The sequence below is a fragment of the Pseudoalteromonas sp. MBR-15 genome, assembly GCF_053628915.1.
In genome coordinates, this window is record NZ_JBRJHH010000001.1 from 585,047 (window position 1) to 608,496 (window position 23,450).

The following is a 23,450-nucleotide window of genomic DNA, read 5'->3' on the forward strand; positions in this document are numbered from 1 at the left end:
TTAAATAAGTTAATATATGTACAGATCTTGAGTGTATTTTATGCAATATGTTGTTTAAGGTGAGCGGTGAAGCAATTACTTTTCTTTTTAATGCTGTGTATTAATTTTAAAGCTTACTGCTTATCTCCTCAATATACTGAGAAGGCGCTCGTGATTGCTGCAAGTGCCTATCTACCTCCTTATATGATGGAGCATACCAACAGCGGTATTCAATTAGAAATAGTCAAAGCGGCACTTAAATCACAGGGCATCACTCACCTTGATATTCACTACATGTCGAATAAGCGTATAGAGCAGCAGCTTATTCAAGGCAAAATAGACATCGCCCTAAATTTTCCTGCCACGGTACATGCTGACGTATATAAAAGTGAGGCATTGCTTTATTATCAAAATGTTGCGATTAGTCTAGCTGCCAGCGAGTTTACAATTAATAGCGTGTATGACCTGGCAGGTAAAAGTGTGTTGGCTTTTCAAAATGCGACAAACTTTATCGAACCGCCCTTTAAATCAATTACTCATATTTTACGCTCTTACGACGAAGTGATAAACCAAGAGGCACAGGTTGATCATTTAATGAAAGGCTGGGTCGATGTCATTATTCTAGAGCGTCGTGTGTTCTTATATTATCTAGAAAAATACAAGCAATCAGCCAAGCATCTTCCTTTTGTGGTCCACCCTATTTTCCAACGTGCGCCAAGACCCGCTTTTTTCAATAATAAGGCACTTAAAGAGACCTTTAATATTGGCCTTGGAAAAATAATTGATTCAGGCGAATATCAAGCGATTATTCGCCTTGATGGTACTGAGTACGCAAAGCTCAGCATCGATGAGTTAAGCAAATAAAGCGACAGTTTGGCGACTGAGAGCGATAAGCTTGCCATCTTCACGCCAAATGCAGCCATCTTCTAAGCCATAACCCCCTTTACTGTGATGGGTGATTGCTTCATACCCAACCCATGCATCAGGTGCAACTTCGGGCTCATCTAAAAATTCAATGTACCATGACATACTACTGGCAGGTGCAGGTTGCTTGAACATTTGTAATAATGTCGGCGGCCAGGCATCTGTTAGCGCAATAATATGTGCCTCAGCCATTTGTGAAGGCCCCTGTTTAAACTTCATCCAGCCTCCAAGGTGTGAGGTACCGGCAGCAGAAAATGGCATATTACCATCTTGCAAACACAGCGATACGTGTTGGAAAAACGCAGGCATCATCCCTTCTTTATAAGGGAGGATGAATCGCTCATCTACTGGTTTGAGTTGCATTGTTTTACTCACATCAACGCGCACCGCTGATTCTCGATTGGCCCCAAAGCAGGCTTGGGTAATCACACATATATCACCATTTTGAATAACTTTGGCAAGTACTTGTGCGCTGTTTTTACCTTCGCGCAATACCTCAACATCAATGGAAAAATCAGTATCAGCCAATAATGGCCCTACAAAGTTGGTGCTCAGTGATAATAAACGACGCGAGCCATCAATATGCTGACGCATAGCTTGATATAATAAAGCGGCCGATAACCCACCAAACGCGGTACGACCCTGACACCAGTTTTCGGGGAATTGCATGACTTTGGTTTTATCTTTACCAAGCTCAGTGGCTTTAGCGAGTAATTGTTCAAAATGCATAAATATCCTTAACATTTATTATTATGTCGTTGGTTATAGCACAGTAAAAGTCATCAGACCAGTTTGTTTGGCACGCCGTTTGGCTTAGAAACCGCCGGTTTTTGCGGAAAAAGTATGCATTTAGAAAATATTTCAAAAAAAAGTAAATTTTTTTCATTTTTATAGTTGAATTCAGTTTGCTGCACCCCTATTTACTAGTCATCGAACGTTTTAACGAATTTTGAAGTTGGAGAAGATTCATGGGTAGAATTATTGGAATCGATTTAGGTACTACTAACTCTTGTGTAGCAGTACTAGACGGTGATAAAGCACGCGTAATTGAAAACGCGGAAGGCGATCGCACAACACCATCGATCATTGCATATACGCAAGACGGTGAAACATTAGTTGGTCAACCTGCAAAACGCCAAGCAGTAACAAACCCAACTAACACATTATTTGCTATCAAGCGTCTAATTGGTCGTCGCTTTGAAGATGAAGAAGTGCAACGCGATATCGGCATCATGCCTTTTAAAATTGTAAAGGCTGATAACGGTGACGCATGGGTTGAAGCACGCGGTGAAAAACGTGCTGCACCACAAATCTCTGCTGAAGTACTGAAGAAAATGAAGAAAACAGCAGAAGACTTCTTAGGCGAAGCGGTTACTGAAGCGGTAATCACTGTACCTGCTTACTTCAATGACTCACAACGTCAAGCAACGAAAGATGCGGGTCGTATCGCAGGTCTTGAAGTAAAACGTATCATCAATGAGCCAACAGCCGCTGCACTTGCATACGGTATGGACAAAAACAAAGGTGAAAACGTTGTTGCAGTTTACGACTTAGGTGGCGGTACTTTCGATATCTCAATCATTGAGATTGACGAAGTTGAAGGCGAGCACACATTTGAAGTACTTGCGACTAATGGTGACACACACCTAGGTGGTGAAGACTTTGATAACCGTGTAATCAACTACTTGGTTGAAGAGTTCAAGAAAGATCAAGGCATTGACCTTAAAAATGATCCTCTTGCGATGCAACGTGTTAAAGAAGCAGCTGAAAAAGCGAAGATTGAACTTTCTTCTGCACAGCAAACAGAAGTTAACTTACCGTATGTGACTGCTGACGCATCAGGTCCTAAGCACATGAACGTGAAAGTAACACGTGCAAAACTTGAGTCACTGGTTGAAGACTTAGTTACTAAGTCAATCGAGCCACTTAAGCGTGCACTTGCTGATGCTGATTTATCAGTTAGCGACATTAATGACATCATCCTTGTTGGTGGTCAAACACGTATGCCACTAGTGCAAAAAACGGTTGCTGAGTTCTTTGGTAAAGAACCACGTAAAGACGTTAACCCAGATGAAGCGGTTGCAGTAGGTGCAGCGATTCAAGGTGGTGTACTTGCAGGTGACGTAAAAGACGTACTACTTCTTGACGTATCTCCGTTATCACTTGGTATCGAGACGATGGGCCAAGTAATGACGGCGTTAATTGAGAAAAACACGACGATTCCTACTAAGAAATCACAAGTGTTCTCAACAGCGGAAGATAATCAGTCTGCAGTAACGATTCACGTGTTACAAGGTGAGCGTAAGCGTGCTAGCGATAACAAATCACTAGGTCAATTTAACCTAGAAGGTATTCGTCCAGCGCAACGTGGTACACCACAAATTGAAGTTACTTTCGATGTTGATGCTGACGGTATCTTACACGTATCTGCGAAAGACAAAGATACAGGCAAAGAGCAGAAGATCACTATCCAAGCTTCTTCAGGTCTAAGCGATGAAGAAGTTGAAAAAATGGTACGTGATGCAGAAGCTCACGCTGAAGAAGACAAGAAATTCGAAGAGCTAGTCGCGACTCGTAACCAAGCGGATGCAATGGTTCACGGTACACGTAAGCAAATCGAAGAAGCAGGCGATGCATTACCTGCAGAAGATAAAGAAGCAATCGAAGCTGCAGTTTCAGAACTTGAAGCGGCGATTAAGAGTGACAAGAAAGAAGAGATCGAAGCGAAGACGCAAGCGCTTGCTGAAAAGTCACAAAAGCTTATGGAAATTGCACAAGCTAAAGCACAACAACAAGGTGGTGCTGACGCAGGTGCACAACAATCTTCTGCTAAGCAAGACGACGATGTTGTTGATGCAGAGTTCGAAGAAGTGAAAGACGACAAGTAATTGTTCGTACCGCTTCTGCCTAGCTTAAAAGAGGCTGCTTTATTAGGCCAATTAAGTTAGGATGAATGATTGAGGCGCGCCGGCGATTTCGCTTGACGCGCCTTTTGCATGTATATGGATGGTAAAGCGATACCCTTTATCGGTTTACTTTCATGCAGTGAAAACTGCAGTAAAAAGAGTAGTGTGATAGATATGTCAAAAAGCGATTATTATGAAGTTCTCGGCGTTAGCAAAGATGCCAGCGAACGAGACATCAAAAAAGCGTATAAGCGCTTAGCGATGAAATATCATCCAGACCGTACAGCAGGCGATAAAGAACTTGAAACGAAATTCAAGGAAGTAAAAGAAGCCTACGAAGTACTTACTGATGACCAAAAACGTCAAATGTATGACCAATATGGTCATGCTGCCTTTGAACAAGGTGGTGGCGGTCATGGCGGTGGCTTTGGTGGTGGTCACGGTGACTTTGGTGATATTTTTGGTGATGTGTTTGGTGATATTTTCGGTGGCGGTGGTCGTCGTCAATCTCGCCAACAGCGCGGTGCTGATTTACGTTACAACATGGACTTAAGCCTTGAAGAAGCTGTTCGTGGTAAAGATGTAGAAATTAAAGTACCGACATGGGTAAGTTGTAAACCGTGTGATGGTAGTGGCGCAAAAGCCGGCTCTAAACCAAAAACATGTACAACGTGTCATGGTGCAGGCCAAGTGCAAATGCGCCAAGGGTTTTTTGCTGTGCAGCAAACATGTCCTACCTGTCAGGGTACTGGTCAGATTATTTCTGATCCCTGTGATAGCTGTCATGGTCAAGGCCGCGTCGAAAAGACTAAAACATTATCAGTTAAAATCCCTGCGGGTGTAGATACGGGTGACCGTATTCGTCTTTCAGGTGAAGGTGAAGCTGGGATGCATGGTGCCCCTGCGGGTGATCTATATGTTCAAGTCTCTGTTCGTGAACACCCAATTTTCCAACGTGATGGCAATAACCTGTATTGTGAAGTACCAATTGGTTTCACAACGGCAGCATTAGGTGGTGAAATTGAAGTGCCGACGTTAGACGGTCGTGCCAAACTGAAGATCCCAGCAGAAAGCCAAACGGGTAAAATGTTCCGTATGCGTGGTAAAGGCGTTAAGTCTGTACGCAGTGGTGCTCAAGGTGACTTAATCTGTAAAGTAGTGATAGAAACGCCTGTTAATCTTAATGAACGTCAGCGTGAACTGCTTGAAGAACTTGAGCAAAGCATGGGTAAAGATGGTTCTAAAAATCGCCCAAAAGAAAAAGGTTTCTTTGACGGTGTGAAGAAATTCTTCGATGATTTAACTAAGTAATTTTAGTTAGCTGAATATAAAAATGGCGCTTATTTTTAAGCGCCTTTTTTATGCTTGTTTTAGTGATCTAAGAACAAATAGTTTTGCCAGCTTTTCATTCTAATCAACACTTTTCGCATAACAGAAACATGCTCAAAATGTTCTGAATACACGGCCACTTCGGTACTTGTGCCTTGTGGGAGATGATATTCACTCATATCGTCGGTAATTTTCAGTGTGACGATTGCCCGTCCTTCACGTGCAAAAAACTCACTGCCCATTAGCGTACCTTGTGCTTGAACTTGTCCTTCACCTATTGCTGGTAGTACATCAACGACTTCACCTGCAAAGGTTTTGCCGGGAATGGCTTTAAAAATAAAGTCAGCTTTATAGCCAGGCTCTAATCTAAGTAATGAATTTTGTCTAAATGCGGCCACGTAACGAGTGTCTTCTTTGTGTACAAAGGTCATCACAGGGCGCAATGGCATAGGGACGGCAATCATCCCTGGGCGAAGAGTTAATTGGGTAACATAACCGTCTGTCGGTGCATAAACACGAGTGCTATCAAGGTTAAACTGTGCTTGTTCTAAATGGGCCCTAGCTGCGGCTATTTTGGTTTGTTCACCATTAATTTCTGATTCGTACGCAAGCTTCTGACGTAACTCTTGTGCTTGTGACGCTTCGTAGTTTGCTTTCGCTGCGAGGTAGACTCCTAGTTTATTATCAACTTGGCCTTTTGAATAGGCACCGCTCTTTGCCCCTTTTTCATAGCGTTCGTATTCTTTTTTACTTCGCTCGAACTCTGCTTTACTCATAAGAGTACTTGCTTGTGCTGACTTATATGCGGCTTCTAACCCTAATACTGATTGCGTCGCATCTTGCAATCCAGCCATTGCCTCATTTAGTTTTGCTTTATATAAGGTATCATCTAAGCGAAAGAGTAAATCACCTTTTTTAACCGGCTGATTTGCATTTACCGCAACCTCTTCAACAGTGCCTCTAACATTTGGAACAATGGGGGTGGTTACATAGACACTGCTTGCCATGTTCGAGTGTGGATGATTGTAATTCATCAATAAAATGAGTGTGCCAATTAAAACGACACCGCCGAGTACAGCGGTTGGCACTGTCCATTTATTTAGGGGGATCTTGAATACTTTAAATATGCCAATACATAGTGCGGTATAAGATAGTATTAATAGTAAATCCATATTTTACTTCTCTTTATTATTCGATTGGGCGTTTATTTGTGCCTGTAATGCAGCGACGGTCGCTGACAAGCTAGCGACTTTTTCGGCAAGTTCTTCTTGTTCTTTTTGAATTTGGTTAAACCCCCAGCCTCTGTCGTCGCGCCATAAGGTTGCCCACACCCACAGCAAAGGCCATAACACATGCAGTGTAAACAAGCTGACCCAGCCAGCATAATGAATGGCATCTTGATGAGGGTGATTACGTTTTTTGGCAATCTCGTAGGGAATATCGTGGATGGCTATTACGCCATAAAATATTACTACAGTAACAAACACCAGCATAACTAGTGCAAAGTAGTCTAAAAACATGTACTTTCCTTCGTTCTTTCGTTAGTAGAATTTTATAATACGTTAAATTTTATTTTTTCCTAGTTTCTATTTTTATACAAAACATTAGTTTAGCACCACATAGTAGTCTGTATCGGCAAGACACCGACACAGAGTCACATCCTCTGAGAATGCGGTCTTTTGAATTTTTCCCTTATCAAGCCCTAGGGTATGGCACTTATTTTGACAGGCAATATACGCATTCCAAGCTGTGTATTCGTTACAGATAAAGTTTATGGTGCTTAGTAATGTAACGATAACTATGCACTGCTTTATAAGATAGAAGCAGGTGTGTTTCGACATGATACTGACCTTGCTTGGTGCTCATACCTTTAGTGTAGCGTATGCAGGAATTTTTATTGGTCATTAAAGAACGGTTTTTAATGTGTTTGCTTCTTTCTCTATAACAAACAGTTATGATACTTTTTAATGAAACAGCATTGGTTTTTTAAGGATTAATAGATGACACCTGCAATTAACTTACTCAAAAAAAAGGGAATTAAGTTTAATGTTCTTAGCTACGATCATGACCCCAATAACACACAATACGGTCTTGAAGCGGTTGAAAAGTTAGGCTTACCGGCAGAGCAAGTATTTAAAACGTTGGTACTTGAAGACAACGACAATCATCTGCTTGTTGCGGTTTTGCCAGTTATGCAGCAAGTAAACCTTAAAATGTTAGCCAAAGCGGCCGGTGTAAAAAGGGTGCAGATGGCTGCTCAGCAAAAAGTTGAAAATAGCACAGGTTATATTTTTGGAGGAGTTAGCCCGCTTGGTCAGAAAAAGCGACTTGCTACGTTTATCCACCATTGTGCATCAAACTGTGAGCTTATGTACGTGTCTGCCGGAAAACGTGGTTTAGAGGTTTCGATTTCTGTTCACGACCTCAGTCGCTTAACAGAGGCTAAGTTGGTTGATTTTTGAACATGTCTGTTGTTTTTTCTCTATTTTAGGTATTTTTTATTTGATATAGAGTGCATTCTGTATAAGCTTAATTTGCCTTATTAATGTTAATAACGGTTTATCTAAAAGGATTCAGGATATGAAAAAATTAATTGCTATTTCCGCACTTTCACTACTTCCACTTTCAACTGCAATGGCCGACCAAGATATTGGTTGTGGTTTCGGTTCAATGTTATTTGCAGGTAAAGACGGTAAAGTTGTTAAAGTACTTGGTGCAACAACAAATGGTATTTCTGGTAACCAAACATTCGGTATTACATTTGGTACGCTAGGCTGTGATGGCACAGGCACAGTAACTGCATCAACGAAAGTTGCAACGTTTATTGATGGCAATATGGAACAACTTGCACGTGATATGTCTCGCGGTGAAGGCGAAGCACTTGAAACACTTGCTGAAGTTTGGGGCGTAGAAAGCCAAGATAAAGCGGCATTCAATAAATTAGTTCAAACACAGTTTTCGCATGTTTTCACATCAGAAAATGTGACATCTCAAATTGTGCTTGAAAATCTAAATACACTTGTAGCAAATGATGCACAACTTGCATCTTACACTTTGTCTTAATTGACGTTTTTCTTTATAAAGCCCTTTACGGGCTTTTATTCTCTTATGCATAGACTTTTATTGCTTTGTTTAGTGCTTTTTAGCAGCACTGTTTTTTCTAGTACGGTTACAAAAGATATCGCTTATAACCCTTACTGGCTTAAACTAGGACATTATAATCAGCAACGTTTTTCTTCGTATGAAAGTGAAGTAGACAGTAATGCGTTTTTCTTTTCGCCTGTAGGCAAGAGCGATCCTCATGCTGAGCTTATTGCCACGATAAAAGCATTTGAGTTGGCTGATAATAATGAGGCTCAATGTCGTTTCCCTGCTCGCTATAGGTGGCTGAAGGATCATTTTTTTCCGCAGTGGCCTGAACTCCTATGCCCTGAGATAGATGTTTGGCAACAGCTTATAAACCCTAAAGGTATAACCTTGGTGTTTCCAACTGCGTTTATGAATGATCCCTCATCTATGTTTGGCCATACGTTACTGCGCATAGACGCAAGGGATCAAACTCGCAGTCGTGAACTAATAGCTTTTGCGGTAAATTTCGCTGCTGAACCAGATGCAACAGATAATGCGGCGCTTTACGCTTTAAAAGGCGTTATTGGTCAATACCCCGGTAAGTTCACCTTAATGCCTTACTATAGAAAGGTGCGTGAATATAATGATCTCGAATCGCGTGATATTTGGGAGTATCCGCTTAACTTATCAGAGCCAGAAATTCAGCGTATCTTGCTTCATTTATGGGAGATGCAGTGGGCTACATTTGATTATTTTTTTATTGATGAGAATTGCTCATATCAGCTATTAGCCTTGTTACAGCTAGCGCGTGATGATTTGTTTTTAACCTCGGAGTTTTCTACATACGCAATTCCCTCAGATACGGTTGCTGCATTAAAGCAATATGGGTTATTACAGCCCCCTAAATATCGCGCAGCGTCGGGCACCAAGTTACTTAATTATGAAAGCCAGTTAACCGATGAACAACTTGTCATGGCACAAGCATTACGTGATGGAAAACCTTTGCATGATTTATCACTTTCGGCTAAAGATGCTGTGCCAGTACTCGAAATGGCCTATGAATGGCTTAATTATCAGTACTATGATCAAGGTCTTGCTCGCGACGAAATAGCCCCACGATTAACGCGACTTCTTCATCAACGAAGCCAATATCATGTTGTTTCACCCTTTGAGCCACCCCAAATACCGCGCGTTAGTCCCGAGCAGGGACATGGCTCTGCGCGTATTGGTGCTGTGGTTAGCCACTATGAAAATAGCGCCAACCGTGTTGGTTTAAGTTATCGTGTTGCTTATCACGATTTATTAGATAATGCAGGGGGCTTTATACCCGGCGCCCAAATCAGCTTTTTTGATGTAGAGGCGAGTATTGATAACAACGAGCGCCTTTTTTTAGAGCGTTTATATGTGATAGATGCCATGTCTTTAGCACCTGACAATCGACTTTTTGATTCTTGGTCTTGGAATGTCCGTGTTGGTTATGACCGCCAACCCACGTTTAAAAAACGAGCTGGTCGTAGCTTTATTCAAGGTGGGTACGGTAAATCATTTGGTGATGCCAACCATTTTCAAAGCTATATTTTAGCGTCGTCTTTGTTGCAAACAGGTTCGTTAATTGATTCGCTCTCATTTGCTTTAGGCAGCGAGGCCGGTGCTATATGGCAAGTGACAGAGTCACAAAAGTTAGCTTTATCAGGCCAAGCATTATGGCTGTTCAATGAGCCCCGCAGTGACAAGCACATTGAGTTTTCTGCGCATTGGCAAATTGCCTTAGCGCAAAATTGGGGATTCAGAAGCTCTTTTGTATATCAAGATTGGCAAGTATCAGAGCAGCAATTTAAACTACAGCTACTGCATTACTTTTAACAGTGTATTTTTGGCAAGTTATACCAGCGAGTTGTGTAATGGGGTGATAAATACTCTCGTTTCATATGCCAGTCAGCGCTAGACGTTTCACTGGCTATGGCTAATGTGCCGATGCCAAAGCGTGCATTTATTTTGTCTAAGCATTGCATTAACTTAGGGTTATCGATGGAGGCTTGAAATAAGTCGGGTTGTTGGAACATGTGGCTTGTAAGCTCTAGTGCGCCAACACCACATTTGTAAAAAAGCACATTGGGTTTGTATAACAGCTCGAATACCTCGCTAATTGCATTAGCAAATACACGGCTGTCGGCGGTGGCGATATTGAACTCATAAATATACGATTTCTTGTAGTAGCCTTGTTGGTGTGGTGAACTGGCGACAAATATCAGTAAACGTTGAGTCAGCGACCCTTGAGCGCGTAGTTTACGCGCTACAATAGCACTGTGGTTAATCAATGCGGTTTTTAGCGTTATGGGATCTGTTACGCGCTCACCAAAGCTACGTGTTGAAAAAATTTCTTTTTTATCTTGGCGTACATCATCCCAGCTCAAACAGCGTTTGCCACATAGTTCATTAACGGTACGCTCAAGTACTACACTAAATAAACGTTTCATTTTTCGGGGGTCTTGCTGTGCAAGATCAAGTGCGGTGTTAATGTTCATTAACTTTAGCTTTTTAGCTAACCGTTTTCCCACGCCCCATACATCTTGTATATCCATGGCGCGTAAAATATTGACCCGTGAAGACTCAGAATCTATGACGGCAACACCATCAAACCCCGGTAGTTTTTTGGCCGCATGGTTTGCTGCCTTTGCAAGTGTTGCCGTAGGACCAAACCCTACGCCCACGGGCAGTTTTGTTTCACGCCAGACTGTACGTCGAATAGTATGCCCATAACGATACCAATCAGTTATGAGTGGATTAAAACCGTTAAAATTTAAAAAAGACTCATCAATCGAATAAATGTGTTGGTTATCACAAAAGCGACCTATCACATTCATCATACGCTCGCTTAAATCTGCGTAAAGCTCATAATTAGAAGAACGGATCACAACCTGATGATCAAAGAGGTATTGTTTAACTTGAAAATAAGGTTGAAACTTTGGGATCGCAAGCTTGCGAGCAATAGGGCACACAGCACAAATACAGCCATCGTTGTTAGTTAGAACCACGACGGGTTTACGACGAATCGACGGGTCAAAAACTTTTTCTGCACTGGCATAAAACGCCACTGCATCAACTAAGGCGTACATGATAGTAGTTCTTTGCTACTGCGGTGCATACGAATAGAGCGGGTAACAACACCTTCGAGTTGAAATTCATCAGAATCTCTTAACTGCACTGCGGGGTACTTGGCAGAGGCTGACAATAACTGTGCATTGTGTTTGTCGAGTAATTTACAAACAAATAAACCGTTTAAGTTTGCGACGATTACATCGCCATTTTTAACATCTTCAGCGCGATCAACAAGCAATAAGTCGCCATCAAAAATACCGACACCTTGCATTGATTCTCCCGACGCAATACCAATAAAAGTCGCATCGGGGTGCTTAATTAACAGCTGATCTAATGATAAGCCAAGTTCTTTGTATTGAGCCGCAGGTGATTCGAAACCACATACGCCTGCTTCAATATAAATAGGAATAACACGCATAAAAAAACCACTATACTGTATGTTTGTACAGTATAGTGGTTTATCGTAATCTTGCCAATGTGATTAACGGTCGATACGGTTAATATTTTCGATCATGATTGTGGCTGTCGAAATGAATTCGCTGATTTGTTGCTCTGTTAACCCTTGGCACAGAGTCTTGTCTACCTCTTGCTCCGCGACCTCTAGGCGTGAGAACAAAGCACTCCCTTGTTCTGTCAATGATAAAATTAAGCAGCGTTTATCATTTTCATCAGCGCATTTTGTAATTAATGCGAGTTTGAGTAGTTCTTTAATAAGCCGTGCTATTTGTGCTTTGTCACGGCCTGTTTTAGCGACTATATGATTAGCAGTACAGTGGTTGGTTTCAGCAATAATGTGTAAACAGCGCACATGGAGGGCATTTAGACCTAATTCATTCGCGTTAATCGCATTACGTACTGTGACACGGTAGCTCTGCGCCAGTGTAAATAAAGCTGAAGAAAGTGATGTTTGTGACATGGTTTACCTAGTTAGTTGACAAAGTCAATTAAAAGTATATAGTTGATTATATCAACTAATGGGGCAGTGTAAAACTTTATAGGAGACAAACATGGCAAAAAAAGTTCGTCGTGCAAATGTATTAAATACCACGCGCATTTCGCCGCACTTACAACGGATCACGGTTGGTTCACCAGACTTTGTCGATTTTCCACTCGATGCGAAAGGCGCTTATGTAAAAGTGTTATTTCCGCATGCAGGTGAATACCACGTAGAACAAGATCTAAATGCTGAGCATCCTGCAATTATGCGCTCTTATACAATTCGTGATATTGACCCTGTAACACGTGCTATAACACTGGATTTTGTAATTAATCAACATCAGGGAACTGCGACAAATTGGGCAAAGAACGCATGTATTGGTGATGAAGTAGGGATTGCTGGGCCAGGTCCTAAAAAATTGACTGATTTTGAACAGGCTCAATATTTAATGCTTGCAGACCTCACATCTATCAATGCTATCAATGGTTATCTGCACGTACTTCCAAGTAGTGCGCATGTTGATGTGCTCATTCATATTGAAGATAAAGACGATATTATTGAGCTTGAGCAAAACAAAGCGGCTATTAATCACAGTGTTCATTGGCTTGTCACCAATAAGCCAGAAACAGAACTTTTAGACCAAGTAGCACAATTATGTGGCGGGTATAACACCCAGCCTTTGATTTTTATGGCGCTTGAAGCAAATCTTGTTAAAGAGATTAAACGCTTAGTAACCAGTCGTTTTTCTGTAGCGCGTGAGCACATTGTTGCATCTGCATACTGGAAACGTGGTATTGATGCTGATGGACTAAAAGTGGAAAAACAGCAACAAAGCCGTGCTTAATTAGCATTTGAAAAAAGCATATTCGCACTCATTATAACGTTATCAACCCCATTATGGAGAGCTTATGTCTGAATTAAGCGGTATGCCTTTTTCATTGCTTGAACTGAGCCCAATGAAAGAGAACGAAACAGTTTCACAAACCCTTGCTAATAGTGTTGCCTATGCACAAACTGCCGATGAGCTAGGCTTTAATCGCTTTTGGATGGCTGAGCATCATAATATGCGTGGCATCGTATGTGCAGCGACATCAGTACTTATCGGTCATGTTGCAGGAAAAACGCAGCGTATCCGTGTCGGTGCGGGCGGGGTCATGTTACCTAACCATCCTCCTTTAGTTGTTGCTGAGCAATTTGGCACGCTTGAAAGTCTATATCCTGGTCGTATTGATTTAGGCTTAGGACGTGCACCCGGTAGCGACCCCATTACAAGTCGCGCGTTGCGACGCGATGAGCAGCGTGCTGAGCATTTTGCAGACGAAGTCACCGAGTTACAAAGTTTATTAGGCCCCTATAAAGGTGACTCACCTGTTAGGGCTATTCCCGGTGAAAATACAAATGTTCCTATTTGGTTGTTAGGATCAAGCTTATACAGCGCTCAATTAGCAGCGAAAAAAGGGTTGCCATATGCATTTGCAGGTCACTTTGCGCCACGATTTGTTCATGATGCTATAGCGTTGTACCGACGCGAGTTTCAACCATCAGACGTATTAGATAAACCTTATGTGATGCTTGGGTTACCCGTGGTGGCTGCTGATACTGATGAGCAAGCACAGTTTCTGGCTACAACTTCAAAGCAGCGAATATTAGCGTTAATGCGCGGTCAAGCATTGTGGTTAAAAGAGCCGATTGCAAGTATGGATGGACTGTGGTCACCTCAAGAAAAAATGCAAGTTGAAAGCTTTTTAGGGCTTGCTGTTGTAGGTAGTCAAGCGAGCGTTAAGCATAAGTTGAGTATGATTAAAAAAGAGCTACAGGTTGATGAGTTTATTTTTACTAACGACCTGTACGAATTGAGCGACAGACAACACGCGCTGACGATACTTGCGAACATAATGAGTTAATCGGTTACGGTGCGTAATGACGTAAATTACGCACCACACTGTGTGTCTGTTTTCTCATAATTAAACGGTTTTTTGAATTGAACTGATTTAATTATTCTATTTTAAGGATTTAAATAAACCCAATACACTGTCAATATTAACTACAACCCTAGGAAGGTGCACCGTGAAATCTCAAACAATTGCCAACGTCGAGCCACAAACAAAAACAGCATTAATTGCTGAGGGGGGCGGGCAACGAGGGATTTTTACCGCAGGTGTATTAGATGCATGGTTAGAAGAAAACTACGATCCATTCGATTTATTTATTGGCACATCAGCAGGTTCACAAAACTTAACCAGTTATCTAGCCAGACAAAAGGGTTACGCAAAACGCCTTATTAGAGGGCTGTCGCGGCATAAACGTTTTTTTCAACTGGGGCGTGGCTTAATTGGCAAAAGTATTGTTGATCTTGATTGGTATTTTGATAAAACCAAAGAAGTAAACCGCGCCCTTGATTTCAAAACAGCAACACAAAGTTTAGGCCAACGAGAGCTGTTAATAACAGCCACTCATGCAATTGATCGTAAGCCCTATTACTTAACACCGACAGGTGAAGACACGCAGTGGCTTGCATTACTAAAAGCGTCTAGTGCACTGCCATTCTTATATAGAGATGGGGTTAACTTAACGCCTTGGTTTACGACCAAAGCTGCTAATGATGCCATTATTCAAAGTGCAAATACTGACTTAGCAAATAATGTGTTTTTAGACGGCGGCTTAGCTGCACCACTGCCTGTTAAAGAAGCTTATAATCGAGGCGCTCGCGATATTGTGGTTATAAGAACGGTTGATAAAGACTTTCAAGTGCAATCTGAATGGGTCACTAAATTGAGGTCACTCGTGAGTGTGTCTGGCTATTGCCCAAAAACAATCGATTATTTATTGCAACATGAACAAGCGTATCAAGATGAACTTGATTTTATAGCCAATCCCCCAAGCGATGTGCGTATTACGCAAATATTCGCAGGCGACAAACTGCGCAGTAAATTATTAGGGAGCACAGACTCTGACTTGCGATTTGATCATAAATTAGGATTAGCAGCAGGTCGTAAGTTTTTAGAGGGTACGCACTGCAATTAAACACATTACTTACTTGAGATATTTGTAAATAAAGTTAAAGTGGTTAGCTAACTATTCACTTTTAGTGATTTGTTATTCTAAAAAATAACAATAAAAGGCTAACCATGTTCAATTCTGCTGTCGGTGCTATTAATAATCTATTGTGGGGAGACGGCCAGCTCCTCATCTATATTCTTCTGTTTGCTGGTATTTGGTTTTCAGTACGGCTAAAAGCCATTCAGCTTCTTAAATTTCGCCATATGTTCAGTTTATTAAAAACTAGCAGCAGCACAGATAAAAATTCTATCAGTTCGTTTCAAGCATTGTGCACCGGGTTATCTGCGCGAGTAGGGACAGGTAATTTAGCCGGTGTTGCGGTAGCAATATCGTTAGGCGGTAGTGGTGCTATCTTTTGGATGTGGGTTATTGCGATACTGGGAATGGCAACAGGTTTTGCAGAAAGTGTTTTAGGTCAAGTATATAAAGTAAGAGACGCTAATGGCGACTTTAGAGGCGGGCCTGCTTATTACATTGAACAAGGCCTTGCGAGTCGGTGGCTTGCCGTGTGTTTTGCTTTTTGTTTATTCCTTGGTTACGGCTTCACATTCAGTGCGATGCAAACTAATACCATAACAGATGCCCTGAACTACGCTTTTGAAATCCCCACACTGTATTCAGGGATTGTGATCACACTTTTAGCGGGAAGCATTATTTTGGGTGGCTTTAAAGCAATCGCCCGATTTGCAGAGCGTGTAGTGCCCGTAATGGGTATTTTATTTGTACTGGCTGCGGTGACTATTACCCTATTAAATCTAGGCAAGGTACCTGAAATGATTGAGGATATCTTACTTTCTGCATTTGGCTTACAAGAAGCGGGCGCTGGGGCCATGGGCGCCGCAATTAAAAATGGTATACAACGAGGACTGTATTCAAACGAAGCCGGTGCAGGCAGTGTGCCTCATGCCGCAGGTTGTGCATCGCCAATACCTAACCATCCTGTAACGCAAGGCTATATTCAAATGCTTGGTGTGTTTTTCGACACTATTGTGCTGTGTAGTTGCACTGCGGTGATCATACTACTCGCTGATATTGATATAACTGGCGAAATGGAAGGCATTCGCCTAACGCAATCTGCGATGACAGCACATATGGCTGCTGGTGGAATTTATTTTGTAGCTGCGGCCATTTGCTTGTTTGCATTTACCTCAGTTGTTGCAAATTACGCCTACGCAGAAAGCAATCTTCATTTATTTAAACTAGACAATAAATTTGGGCGAACAGTGTATACCGGCCTTTACTTATCGATGATGATTTGGGGAGCCTCAGCGACTCTTAAACAAGTATGGGATTTAGCCGACATCGCTTTAGGGTTGATGACAGTGGTAAATGTTATCGCTATCATACGGTTAACACCCACTATATTGGCAGTGACTAAAGATTACAACACGCAACGTGCCGAAGGAAAAGACCCCGTATTTAACGCCGAACATGTTAAAGTACAAGGACACACTGAGCTGGGTATTTGGCGTCAAAAACAAAAATGATGAGAAAAGCAGTACATGATTGATATTTACGCAGGGCCAACCGCTGCAAAAACAATACGAGAGCAGGGACTCTCTGCAGATCTTTTTAGTACATTTTTAGGTGCGAGTGGTGGACCTAAATGGTTTACTTTGTTCGGTCTAGATAAGTACCTATTCGGCGAGTTTTTTAAACAGCGAACACAGCCTTTAAATTTAGTAGGTTCAAGTGCTGGCGCTTTTCGTGCGGCCTGTTTTGCGCAAAATGATCCTGTGGCTGCAATATCACGCTTAGCTAAATCGTACTCCGAAACACGCTATTCCTCTAACAAAGCAAAGCCAACTGAAATAACAGAAAAAGCACGATTGCTTTTGAACTATGTATTTGCTGAAAACGGTATTGAAGAAATTATTAATAACCCCGTTTTTAAGGCGCATTTTATTGTTGCTAAATCAAATGGTTTTACGGCTTCAGAAAACAAAGTTATGCAGCTAATGGGGTTATCAAAAAGTTACCTATTTAACAGAGTAAATAGACGGTTGTTGAGCAAACAATATGAACGTTTCGTGTTTCAACCTGCGAATAGTAATCTGTCCTTTAGTGACAATAATACCTTTAATACTCAAACAGTTGAGCTTACAGAAGCTAATCTAGCCGATGCTTTACTTGCATCAGGCTCAATTCCGTTAGTAATGCAAGGCATTAAAAATATACCAGGCACACCGCAAGGTATGTACCGAGATGGCGGTATTATTGATTACCATTTTGATTTAACAATTCACAATGAAGGGTTAATACTTTATCCGCACTTTAATAATAAGCCAAAAGCAGGGTGGTTTGATAAAAACCTAAGCAGGGGGATCACACCGCGTAATTACGATAATGTGGTGATGGTTACACCTTCAGCAAAGTTTATAGCGTCATTACCCTACAATAAAATACCAGACAGAACAGACTTCACAGGACTTGATGCCGACACACGTATAAAGTATTGGCAACATGTTCTTAGCGAAACCGAACAATTAGCAGAGGCATTTCATCTGCTATGTAATAATAACGATTTTAAAATAAACATAATTACTTAAATTGATTAATGAGTGCGGTTTGCTCCGTTACTTTCGATAATAATCCTTCGCACAATTGCTGGGCAGAATGACCAAGCGAAGTGCATTCATGCGCAAAATCTTGTGCTGCTGATATATTGGCAGCAATTGCTTGACTGGCTGCTAATTGGTCACTAATTGCTTGTGAAATAATACTATTAAGTTCGCTTAATTTAACCGATTGTGCGTTGATATGTTGTAAACTTTCGCCGCTTTTATGGGCAAGACTCACGCTTTCTGAAGACAACTTGAGGCCATCAGACATCGCATTTTGTGCTTCTTTAGATGCTCCAGTGAGACGATTTAAAACAGTATTAATTTCTTCGGTTGATTGCTGAGTTCGTGAGGCGAGGGCGCGTACTTCACCCGCAACGACAGCAAAACCTCTGCCTTGTTCACCAGCACGTGCTGATTCAATCGCTGCATTTAATGCTAATAGATTCGTTTGTTCTGCTATGGCATTTATTTCCGATAAAATGGAGACAATATGCTTATTACCCTCCACTAAATTCACAACTTGCTCGCTGGCTGAGTGAAGTTTTTTGTCCAGCTCGTTTATTGAATTAATCGTTTGCTGTACTGCTTGTGACCCTTGCTCTGTTGATTTCATCGCCGTTTCGGCTGCTTGGCTTGTGTCTGTTGTACTCGATGATAAGTCGTTTATCGACGCTGACATCTGCTCCGTCGCAATAACAATTTGTGACACTTCGTCAGCTTGTTTACTTAATAGTTCAGTAACATGGTGTCCAGTTTCAGCGCACTGTATTGCATTATTATTCACTCCCATTGTTACGTCATTAACACGCCCGACAATCGCTTTAAGTTTTGCTTGTTGCATTTCAAATGCTAAATTCAAATAGCCAATGTCATCATTTGTTCCTGAGTATAAGTAAGCCATTAAAGGATTATTGTATATGTCTTTTGCTTTACTAATTAGCTGTGTGTAGCGCCTACGCCAAAAGAACATCAGACTATTTATAGTAGCTAAAACGATGAGTAATACCGTATTCAATATTTCAAAGCCATTGATCAAAACAGAGGCTAAAGCCGTAACAAAACACGCGGCTAAAAGGATGCTAATAAATAAAGTTACATCATACTTTTTTGATAACGCGCGAGATTTTTGTCCATCATTGATTTTTTTATATTCACTGCTGGCACGTGCTACAACATCATCATTTGGTTTAGTACGTACTGACTGATATTCAATTGTTCGATTATTTTCATCCCTGATAGGAGTCGCAAACGCATTAACCCAATAATAATCACCATTTTTACAGCGATTTTTAACCGGTCCCATCCAAGATTGGCCATTTTGTAAATGTTTCCACAGGTCAGCAAAAGCAAGTTTTGGCATATCAGGGTGGCGAACAAGATTGTGTGGCTTGCCTTTCATTTCATCTAAATCATAACCGGCGATTTTGCAGAAATCTTTATTCGCATAAGTGATATGACTTTTAAGATCGGTTGTCGAAAGGAGAATATCTGATTCAGAAAATTTCACTTCGTTGTTAGTTATTTTTGCTTTTATCACGTAGAAATCATCCAAGTGTGTCGTTAGCTATCAATAAAATTCATTAATTTATCGGTTGAAGTTTAAACATTATTTATAAAAAAAGATGTTAACCAGTACCAATAAAATGACTGTTGTCTTAGATCAATTTAGCGCTAAGTCAGTGAAAAATAACTAGGAAAATTCTGTTTTTGTATTTTGAAGGTAAATACTTTTTAATTATTTAAGGGACTAAAAAAGAGAACTCACTATAAGAAAAAAGAACACTCTAAATAAATTATCTTGAATTCAGAGTATATTGGGATAGTTTATTTTATAATGCTAAGCATGTGCGCCATGCTTAGATTTTATATTTAGGGGCGGAGTCTTGTGTCGTTTTCACATGGATCACCATCATAGTCTCCATCCATGTCTGTATTAGGGCAGTTTTTAATAAAAAAAAGTGCTTCTTCAAGCGAGGTCATCTCACTACAGTATTGCCTGCCATCACAGACAAATTTGCTCTCATCTGTTAAATAGGGTCCGTTACGTTTACGAGTATACTTTGTCCGAATGGGGTCAATAACTTCACTCTGTAATGTGTCTATTGGCGAAATGCCGCCATAATTTGTTGCATAATATTCCCAACCAAACAATCCAATAATGATTAGTAGCAATAATTTTCTCACGTGACTTCCTTTTAGTATTGTCATAAAAATGAGTATATTTATAGTCAGCGAAAGCTTTCGCACACCTAACTAAAATGGCTTACTATGATAGTGAGGTTATACAATAATTTTAAGTGATATTCGGATTTGAGAAAGAAATCTGAAATTTCGCAGAAGCTAGCGTATTAGGATATAGTAATTAAATTAAGCCCATAAATTACGTTATGTTAAATAGATTGTAATAAATAAAAGTGGGTGTTATGTTACTAACTAGCCCACTTATAGAAGGGTTTTTATTTACTGATTTAGCTCAGAATCTACCCAAAATTTAGTACCTTTAAGAACCGCTTGAAGCGCCAAGCCATTTTCGGTTAAAGAATATACGGTAACTTGATCGGCTATCGCTTCGGCAACTAAAGCGCCACCTTTATCTTCATATTTAGCGGCTGCATCTGCGTTGCCACCAAACGCCCATCCATGCTCGATGAAACGGTTTACAGCAGCCTGATTATGAAAAACCATAACAACATTGAAATCTTTAACACCTAAACCGAGGCCTAAACCTGCTTCGCCCATGTTCATGTAAGTTGATTTACCTGTTAGGTTGTTTTTAACAACACCGTAGCCACCGCCAAAACTTGCCAAAACTACATTTACATTGGCATTATCGAAAACAGCATAGCCAGCTGAGTTAGCAATTTGTTGTTTCACATCAGGTTTTTCTGCATATAATGTGTTTAGAGTGTTTGTTTTCATACTCTGGACTAGCGCCCGTTTTTCACTCGGAGAGGCACTGCCGGTAGTAGCACAACCCGACAAAACGGTTGATAATATGATTAAACTGATTGCAATAAACTTTTTCATACATATTCCTTGAATAATTGTATGGCAAGATAGTAATTAAAAGACTCGTTAATTTAAGGATATCTTAAGTCCAATACTAGACAGTATCGGACTTTGTGTTACTCTTATAACTAGTTATTTTACAAGATATTTATACATTATGCTCGTTGCTCTAGTCGATACTATAAAACAACTTCGTTACCAAATTGCCCACCTAGAAGATGATACTCTAGCAACAGAATATCCAGAACTTGATACATTTATACACCAGGTTGGATTGACTGTTGCTGAATCAAAAAATGACTTGGCTTTTTTGTATCAGTTTCTTTATGTGTATGGTCGAAAATCCGAAGCGACATTTAATCGATTTAGAAATGAACTTGAACGTTTTTGTTTATGGTCTTGGCTCATAGCTGAAAAATCAGTTTTTGAACTAAAACGTGAAGATATTGAAGCTTATGTTGATTTTATGGTTGAGCCAGAATCAGCGTGGTTATCAAATTCAGTTCAATGGCGATACAAAGATGAACAAGGTATTCGACGATTAAATTCTAATTGGCGCCCTTTTATCGGAAGAGAAAATATTGCTAGTCAACAAACGTTAGCTGCAATGTTTACTGCATTAAATGTATTTTATAAATTTGCCATTCTAGAAGAAAAAACATTCGCTAACTTTGTACCTGTTGTAAAAAAGAATAGCCCATATTTGGTTGTGCAATCTCAAATTAAAATTCCAGACACATTAAGTGATATACAGTGGGAGTATGTATTCGGTGTAACGCGAGATTTATGTGAAGAACAACCTGATCTTGAGCGAAACTTATTTACGCTTGCATGCTTAAAAGGATTGTATCTACGGATTTCTGAATTGTCGGAACGGCCGCAATGGTCACCGGTAATGTCACATTTTTGGCAAGATAATGATGGGTTCTGGTTTTTACGTATCATGGGTAAAGGCAATAAATTACGGGATGTAACATTAAGTGAAGATTTTATTACTTACCTAAAACGTTACCGATTATACCGTGGGTTACCCGCCCTGCCCCGAGTTGATGAAGCCGAACCTTTAGTTCACAAAATTCGTGGTAAAGGTGGTATGACGGTTAGACAAATTAGACGTTTAGTTCAACAAAGTTTTGATTTGGCGAAAAAATCATTACTTGATGATGGTTTTAAAGATGATGCAGAACAACTTGAAGCTGCCACAGCACATTGGCTTCGACATACGGGTGCAACACACGATGCACAAACTCGCCCTTTAAAACATTTATCTGAAGATCTTGGTCATGCAAAAATAGCTACAACAGATCAAATTTATATTCAAACCAATATTAAAGAAAGAGCAAAGTCAGGGATGAAAAGGAAAGTATAATGGAATACACCATATTGGCCATTGTTGGTTGTGCGTTGCTATTTTACTCAATGACAATCCGCCAACTTGAGCGCACCGAAATCACCGGACCAATGTTCTTTGTATTGGTCGGGATTGCAATGTCTTACTTATTACCCAGTGAATTTAAGCTTGGTGAAAATGGACTCAATGAAATTTTACCTTTAGTTGAGTTAACGCTAAGTATTTTTTTATTTACCGATGCAGCTAAATCAAAGTTAAGTGTATTGCAGCATAGTTTTCAGTACCCTAGCCTGCTTTTATTTGTAGCATTACCACTCACATTACTTGCAGGGGTTGCCGGTGGTTTATTTATATTTTCTGAGCTATCACTATTTCAATCTGCACTTATTGCAATTATTTTAACTCCGACGGACGCGGCGTTAAGCAAAGGTATTTTAGAATGCTCGTCGGTTCCTGAAAAAATTCGAGAAGGGATCAATACTGAAAGTGGATTAAACGATGGATTATGTGTGCCAATATTTTTAGTTTTATTATTGCTAGTTCAGAATCCAGATAGTGCTGTGACAACAACAGATACTCTCGTTGTTTTTATTAGAGAATTGGGTGTTGCGTTTTTGGTTGCCGCAGTTGCAACAGCGATATTTATTCCACTCCTTAAGGTCGCTTTGGCGCGTCATTATTTTGCAAATAATAGCAGTCCATTTTTATTGATTGGTTTAGTAATGGCGATCTTCTCGTTAACGCAAAACTTTCATGGTAGTGGATTTATTGCCGTATTTGTCGCTGGGTTATTGTTTGACTATTTTTCACCAAGAAAAATTCGTCTTACTTTAGTTAAAGACTCGGAGCATATCGCAGAATTTATAGCATTACTCATTTGGTGTTTGTTTGGGTTTGTTTGTGGACATTTAATAATTAATGATATTACTTGGCCTATTGTTTTTTATGCATTACTTAGCGTGACCTTATTTAGAATCATACCTGTATTACTTTCTTTATTTTTCACAGACTTAAATAGAAAAGATAAATTGACGTTTGCCTGGTTTGGACCAAGAGGTCTTGCGTCAATTGTATTTACACTAATGGTTATGGATACAACAATTGCTAACAAAGAACAAATTGCGACAGTAACGTTAACAACAATTCTATTCAGTGTTTTTATTCATGGCATGAGTACCAAGCCTATTGCGAATAGCTATAAATAAAAAGGCGCTTAAAGCGCC

Annotated in this window: 21 protein-coding genes and 1 pseudogene; 13 read left to right on the plus strand and 9 right to left on the minus strand. The window is 40.4% G+C overall.

Annotated elements, in window-relative coordinates:
- Nucleotides 1-66: 66 nt before the first annotated feature.
- On the plus strand, nucleotides 67-843 hold the full coding sequence (locus ACSSVW_RS02440) for a substrate-binding periplasmic protein (RefSeq protein WP_454178770.1): 777 nt from the start codon (nucleotides 67-69) through the stop codon (nucleotides 841-843).
- On the opposite strand, the gene ACSSVW_RS02445 is transcribed toward ACSSVW_RS02440, so the two are convergent.
- Nucleotides 832-1,632, minus strand: a complete 801-nt coding sequence (locus ACSSVW_RS02445; RefSeq protein WP_454178771.1) for a thioesterase family protein — start codon at nucleotides 1,630-1,632, stop codon at nucleotides 832-834. The two genes, ACSSVW_RS02440 and ACSSVW_RS02445, sit on opposite strands and share 12 nt — an antisense overlap.
- A gap of 239 nt (nucleotides 1,633-1,871) precedes the next feature.
- On the opposite strand from ACSSVW_RS02445, the gene dnaK reads away from it, so the two are divergent.
- Complete coding sequence (dnaK, locus tag ACSSVW_RS02450; RefSeq protein ID WP_065979170.1) at nucleotides 1,872-3,791, plus strand: molecular chaperone DnaK; 1,920 nt, start codon at nucleotides 1,872-1,874, stop codon at nucleotides 3,789-3,791.
- A 192-nt stretch (nucleotides 3,792-3,983) separates the two neighbouring features.
- A complete protein-coding gene (gene dnaJ / locus ACSSVW_RS02455; protein ID WP_036972987.1) occupies nucleotides 3,984-5,120 on the plus strand; it encodes a molecular chaperone DnaJ in 1,137 nt (378 codons plus the stop codon).
- Nucleotides 5,121-5,179: 59 nt separating this feature from the next.
- On the opposite strand, the gene ACSSVW_RS02460 is transcribed toward dnaJ, so the two are convergent.
- Nucleotides 5,180-6,310, minus strand: coding sequence for an HlyD family secretion protein (locus ACSSVW_RS02460; RefSeq protein WP_182396610.1), 1,131 nt, complete (start codon nucleotides 6,308-6,310; stop codon nucleotides 5,180-5,182).
- Nucleotides 6,311-6,313: 3 nt separating this feature from the next.
- Nucleotides 6,314-6,658 (minus strand): DUF3302 domain-containing protein, encoded by a 345-nt coding sequence (locus tag ACSSVW_RS02465; protein ID WP_036972677.1) that lies wholly within the window; start codon nucleotides 6,656-6,658, stop codon nucleotides 6,314-6,316.
- A gap of 480 nt (nucleotides 6,659-7,138) precedes the next feature.
- Here ACSSVW_RS02465 and ybaK point away from each other — a divergent pair, with 480 nt between their 5' ends.
- The 3 genes from ybaK (at nucleotide 7,139) to ACSSVW_RS02480 (ending at nucleotide 10,070) form a co-directional block, all read left to right on the plus strand.
- A complete protein-coding gene (ybaK, locus tag ACSSVW_RS02470; protein ID WP_421420592.1) occupies nucleotides 7,139-7,600 on the plus strand; it encodes a Cys-tRNA(Pro) deacylase in 462 nt (153 codons plus the stop codon).
- 118 nt (nucleotides 7,601-7,718) lie between these two features.
- Nucleotides 7,719-8,201: a DUF3015 domain-containing protein gene (locus ACSSVW_RS02475; protein ID WP_065979173.1), complete on the plus strand. Its 483-nt coding sequence runs from the start codon at nucleotides 7,719-7,721 to the stop codon at nucleotides 8,199-8,201.
- Between the two features lie 45 nt (nucleotides 8,202-8,246).
- Nucleotides 8,247-10,070, plus strand: coding sequence for an Lnb N-terminal periplasmic domain-containing protein (locus ACSSVW_RS02480; RefSeq protein WP_454178772.1), 1,824 nt, complete (start codon nucleotides 8,247-8,249; stop codon nucleotides 10,068-10,070).
- On the opposite strand, the gene ACSSVW_RS02485 is transcribed toward ACSSVW_RS02480, so the two are convergent.
- The 3 genes from ACSSVW_RS02485 to ACSSVW_RS02495 form a co-directional block, all read right to left on the minus strand.
- Nucleotides 10,067-11,323 carry a Y-family DNA polymerase gene (locus tag ACSSVW_RS02485; protein ID WP_454178773.1) on the minus strand — a complete coding sequence of 419 codons (1,257 nt, stop codon included), beginning with the start codon at nucleotides 11,321-11,323 and terminating at the stop codon, nucleotides 10,067-10,069. The genes ACSSVW_RS02480 and ACSSVW_RS02485 overlap by 4 nt on opposite strands.
- Complete coding sequence (locus ACSSVW_RS02490; protein ID WP_036972666.1) at nucleotides 11,311-11,724, minus strand: LexA family protein; 414 nt, start codon at nucleotides 11,722-11,724, stop codon at nucleotides 11,311-11,313. The genes ACSSVW_RS02485 and ACSSVW_RS02490 overlap by 13 nt, the downstream gene beginning before the upstream one ends.
- Before the next feature lie 63 nt (nucleotides 11,725-11,787).
- Nucleotides 11,788-12,222, minus strand: coding sequence for a MarR family winged helix-turn-helix transcriptional regulator (locus ACSSVW_RS02495; RefSeq protein ID WP_065979176.1), 435 nt, complete (start codon nucleotides 12,220-12,222; stop codon nucleotides 11,788-11,790).
- Between the two features lie 91 nt (nucleotides 12,223-12,313).
- On the opposite strand from ACSSVW_RS02495, the gene ACSSVW_RS02500 reads away from it, so the two are divergent.
- The 5 genes from ACSSVW_RS02500 to ACSSVW_RS02520 all read left to right on the plus strand — a co-directional run bounded on the left by ACSSVW_RS02500 (nucleotide 12,314) and on the right by ACSSVW_RS02520 (nucleotide 17,852).
- A complete protein-coding gene (locus ACSSVW_RS02500; protein ID WP_454178774.1) occupies nucleotides 12,314-13,087 on the plus strand; it encodes a siderophore-interacting protein in 774 nt (257 codons plus the stop codon).
- Between the two features lie 64 nt (nucleotides 13,088-13,151).
- The gene (locus ACSSVW_RS02505; protein ID WP_036972660.1) at nucleotides 13,152-14,147 is read left to right on the plus strand and encodes an LLM class flavin-dependent oxidoreductase; all 996 of its coding nucleotides are present in this window, start codon (nucleotides 13,152-13,154) and stop codon (nucleotides 14,145-14,147) included.
- Between the two features lie 163 nt (nucleotides 14,148-14,310).
- A complete protein-coding gene (locus tag ACSSVW_RS02510) occupies nucleotides 14,311-15,267 on the plus strand; it encodes a patatin-like phospholipase family protein (protein ID WP_036972658.1) in 957 nt (318 codons plus the stop codon).
- 104 nt (nucleotides 15,268-15,371) lie between these two features.
- Nucleotides 15,372-16,790 (plus strand): alanine/glycine:cation symporter family protein, encoded by a 1,419-nt coding sequence (locus ACSSVW_RS02515; protein WP_118844970.1) that lies wholly within the window; start codon nucleotides 15,372-15,374, stop codon nucleotides 16,788-16,790.
- A gap of 15 nt (nucleotides 16,791-16,805) precedes the next feature.
- Nucleotides 16,806-17,852, plus strand: a complete 1,047-nt coding sequence (locus ACSSVW_RS02520) for a patatin-like phospholipase family protein (RefSeq protein ID WP_454178775.1) — start codon at nucleotides 16,806-16,808, stop codon at nucleotides 17,850-17,852.
- Here the strand turns inward: ACSSVW_RS02520 and ACSSVW_RS02525 are convergent.
- The 3 genes and pseudogenes from ACSSVW_RS02525 to ACSSVW_RS02535 all read right to left on the minus strand — a co-directional run bounded on the left by ACSSVW_RS02525 (nucleotide 17,845) and on the right by ACSSVW_RS02535 (nucleotide 20,894).
- Nucleotides 17,845-19,404, minus strand: coding sequence for a methyl-accepting chemotaxis protein (locus ACSSVW_RS02525; RefSeq protein WP_176714554.1), 1,560 nt, complete (start codon nucleotides 19,402-19,404; stop codon nucleotides 17,845-17,847). The two genes, ACSSVW_RS02520 and ACSSVW_RS02525, sit on opposite strands and share 8 nt — an antisense overlap.
- 332 nt (nucleotides 19,405-19,736) lie before the next feature.
- Nucleotides 19,737-19,880: pseudogene (locus ACSSVW_RS02530) on the minus strand (excalibur calcium-binding domain-containing protein); the annotation flags it as partial.
- A gap of 447 nt (nucleotides 19,881-20,327) precedes the next feature.
- Nucleotides 20,328-20,894 carry a lipid-binding SYLF domain-containing protein gene (locus ACSSVW_RS02535; RefSeq protein ID WP_036972643.1) on the minus strand — a complete coding sequence of 189 codons (567 nt, stop codon included), beginning with the start codon at nucleotides 20,892-20,894 and terminating at the stop codon, nucleotides 20,328-20,330.
- Between the two features lie 139 nt (nucleotides 20,895-21,033).
- Here ACSSVW_RS02535 and ACSSVW_RS02540 point away from each other — a divergent pair, with 139 nt between their 5' ends.
- A complete protein-coding gene (locus ACSSVW_RS02540) occupies nucleotides 21,034-22,245 on the plus strand; it encodes a tyrosine-type recombinase/integrase (protein ID WP_036972641.1) in 1,212 nt (403 codons plus the stop codon).
- The gene (locus ACSSVW_RS02545) at nucleotides 22,245-23,432 is read left to right on the plus strand and encodes a cation:proton antiporter (protein ID WP_074988390.1); all 1,188 of its coding nucleotides are present in this window, start codon (nucleotides 22,245-22,247) and stop codon (nucleotides 23,430-23,432) included. The genes ACSSVW_RS02540 and ACSSVW_RS02545 overlap by 1 nt, the downstream gene beginning before the upstream one ends.
- Nucleotides 23,433-23,450 lie beyond the last annotated feature (18 nt).

Bases quoted from the DNA above. Each gene is read 5' to 3' on its own strand.
- ACSSVW_RS02445 (WP_454178771.1), bottom strand. From the start codon at position 1,632: ATGCATTTTGAACAATTACTCGCTAAAGCCACTGAGCTTGGTAAAGAT.
- dnaK (WP_065979170.1), top strand. From the start codon at position 1,872: ATGGGTAGAATTATTGGAATCGATTTAGGTACTACTAACTCTTGTGTA.
- dnaJ (WP_036972987.1), top strand. From the start codon at position 3,984: ATGTCAAAAAGCGATTATTATGAAGTTCTCGGCGTTAGCAAAGATGCC.
- ACSSVW_RS02460 (WP_182396610.1), bottom strand. From the start codon at position 6,310: ATGGATTTACTATTAATACTATCTTATACCGCACTATGTATTGGCATA.
- ACSSVW_RS02465 (WP_036972677.1), bottom strand. From the start codon at position 6,658: ATGTTTTTAGACTACTTTGCACTAGTTATGCTGGTGTTTGTTACTGTA.
- ybaK (WP_421420592.1), top strand. From the start codon at position 7,139: ATGACACCTGCAATTAACTTACTCAAAAAAAAGGGAATTAAGTTTAAT.
- ACSSVW_RS02475 (WP_065979173.1), top strand. From the start codon at position 7,719: ATGAAAAAATTAATTGCTATTTCCGCACTTTCACTACTTCCACTTTCA.
- ACSSVW_RS02480 (WP_454178772.1), top strand. From the start codon at position 8,247: ATGCATAGACTTTTATTGCTTTGTTTAGTGCTTTTTAGCAGCACTGTT.
- ACSSVW_RS02485 (WP_454178773.1), bottom strand. From the start codon at position 11,323: ATGTACGCCTTAGTTGATGCAGTGGCGTTTTATGCCAGTGCAGAAAAA.
- ACSSVW_RS02490 (WP_036972666.1), bottom strand. From the start codon at position 11,724: ATGCGTGTTATTCCTATTTATATTGAAGCAGGCGTATGTGGTTTCGAA.
- ACSSVW_RS02495 (WP_065979176.1), bottom strand. From the start codon at position 12,222: ATGTCACAAACATCACTTTCTTCAGCTTTATTTACACTGGCGCAGAGC.
- ACSSVW_RS02500 (WP_454178774.1), top strand. From the start codon at position 12,314: ATGGCAAAAAAAGTTCGTCGTGCAAATGTATTAAATACCACGCGCATT.
- ACSSVW_RS02505 (WP_036972660.1), top strand. From the start codon at position 13,152: ATGTCTGAATTAAGCGGTATGCCTTTTTCATTGCTTGAACTGAGCCCA.
- ACSSVW_RS02515 (WP_118844970.1), top strand. From the start codon at position 15,372: ATGTTCAATTCTGCTGTCGGTGCTATTAATAATCTATTGTGGGGAGAC.
- ACSSVW_RS02520 (WP_454178775.1), top strand. From the start codon at position 16,806: ATGATTGATATTTACGCAGGGCCAACCGCTGCAAAAACAATACGAGAG.
- ACSSVW_RS02535 (WP_036972643.1), bottom strand. From the start codon at position 20,894: ATGAAAAAGTTTATTGCAATCAGTTTAATCATATTATCAACCGTTTTG.
- ACSSVW_RS02540 (WP_036972641.1), top strand. From the start codon at position 21,034: ATGCTCGTTGCTCTAGTCGATACTATAAAACAACTTCGTTACCAAATT.
- ACSSVW_RS02545 (WP_074988390.1), top strand. From the start codon at position 22,245: ATGGAATACACCATATTGGCCATTGTTGGTTGTGCGTTGCTATTTTAC.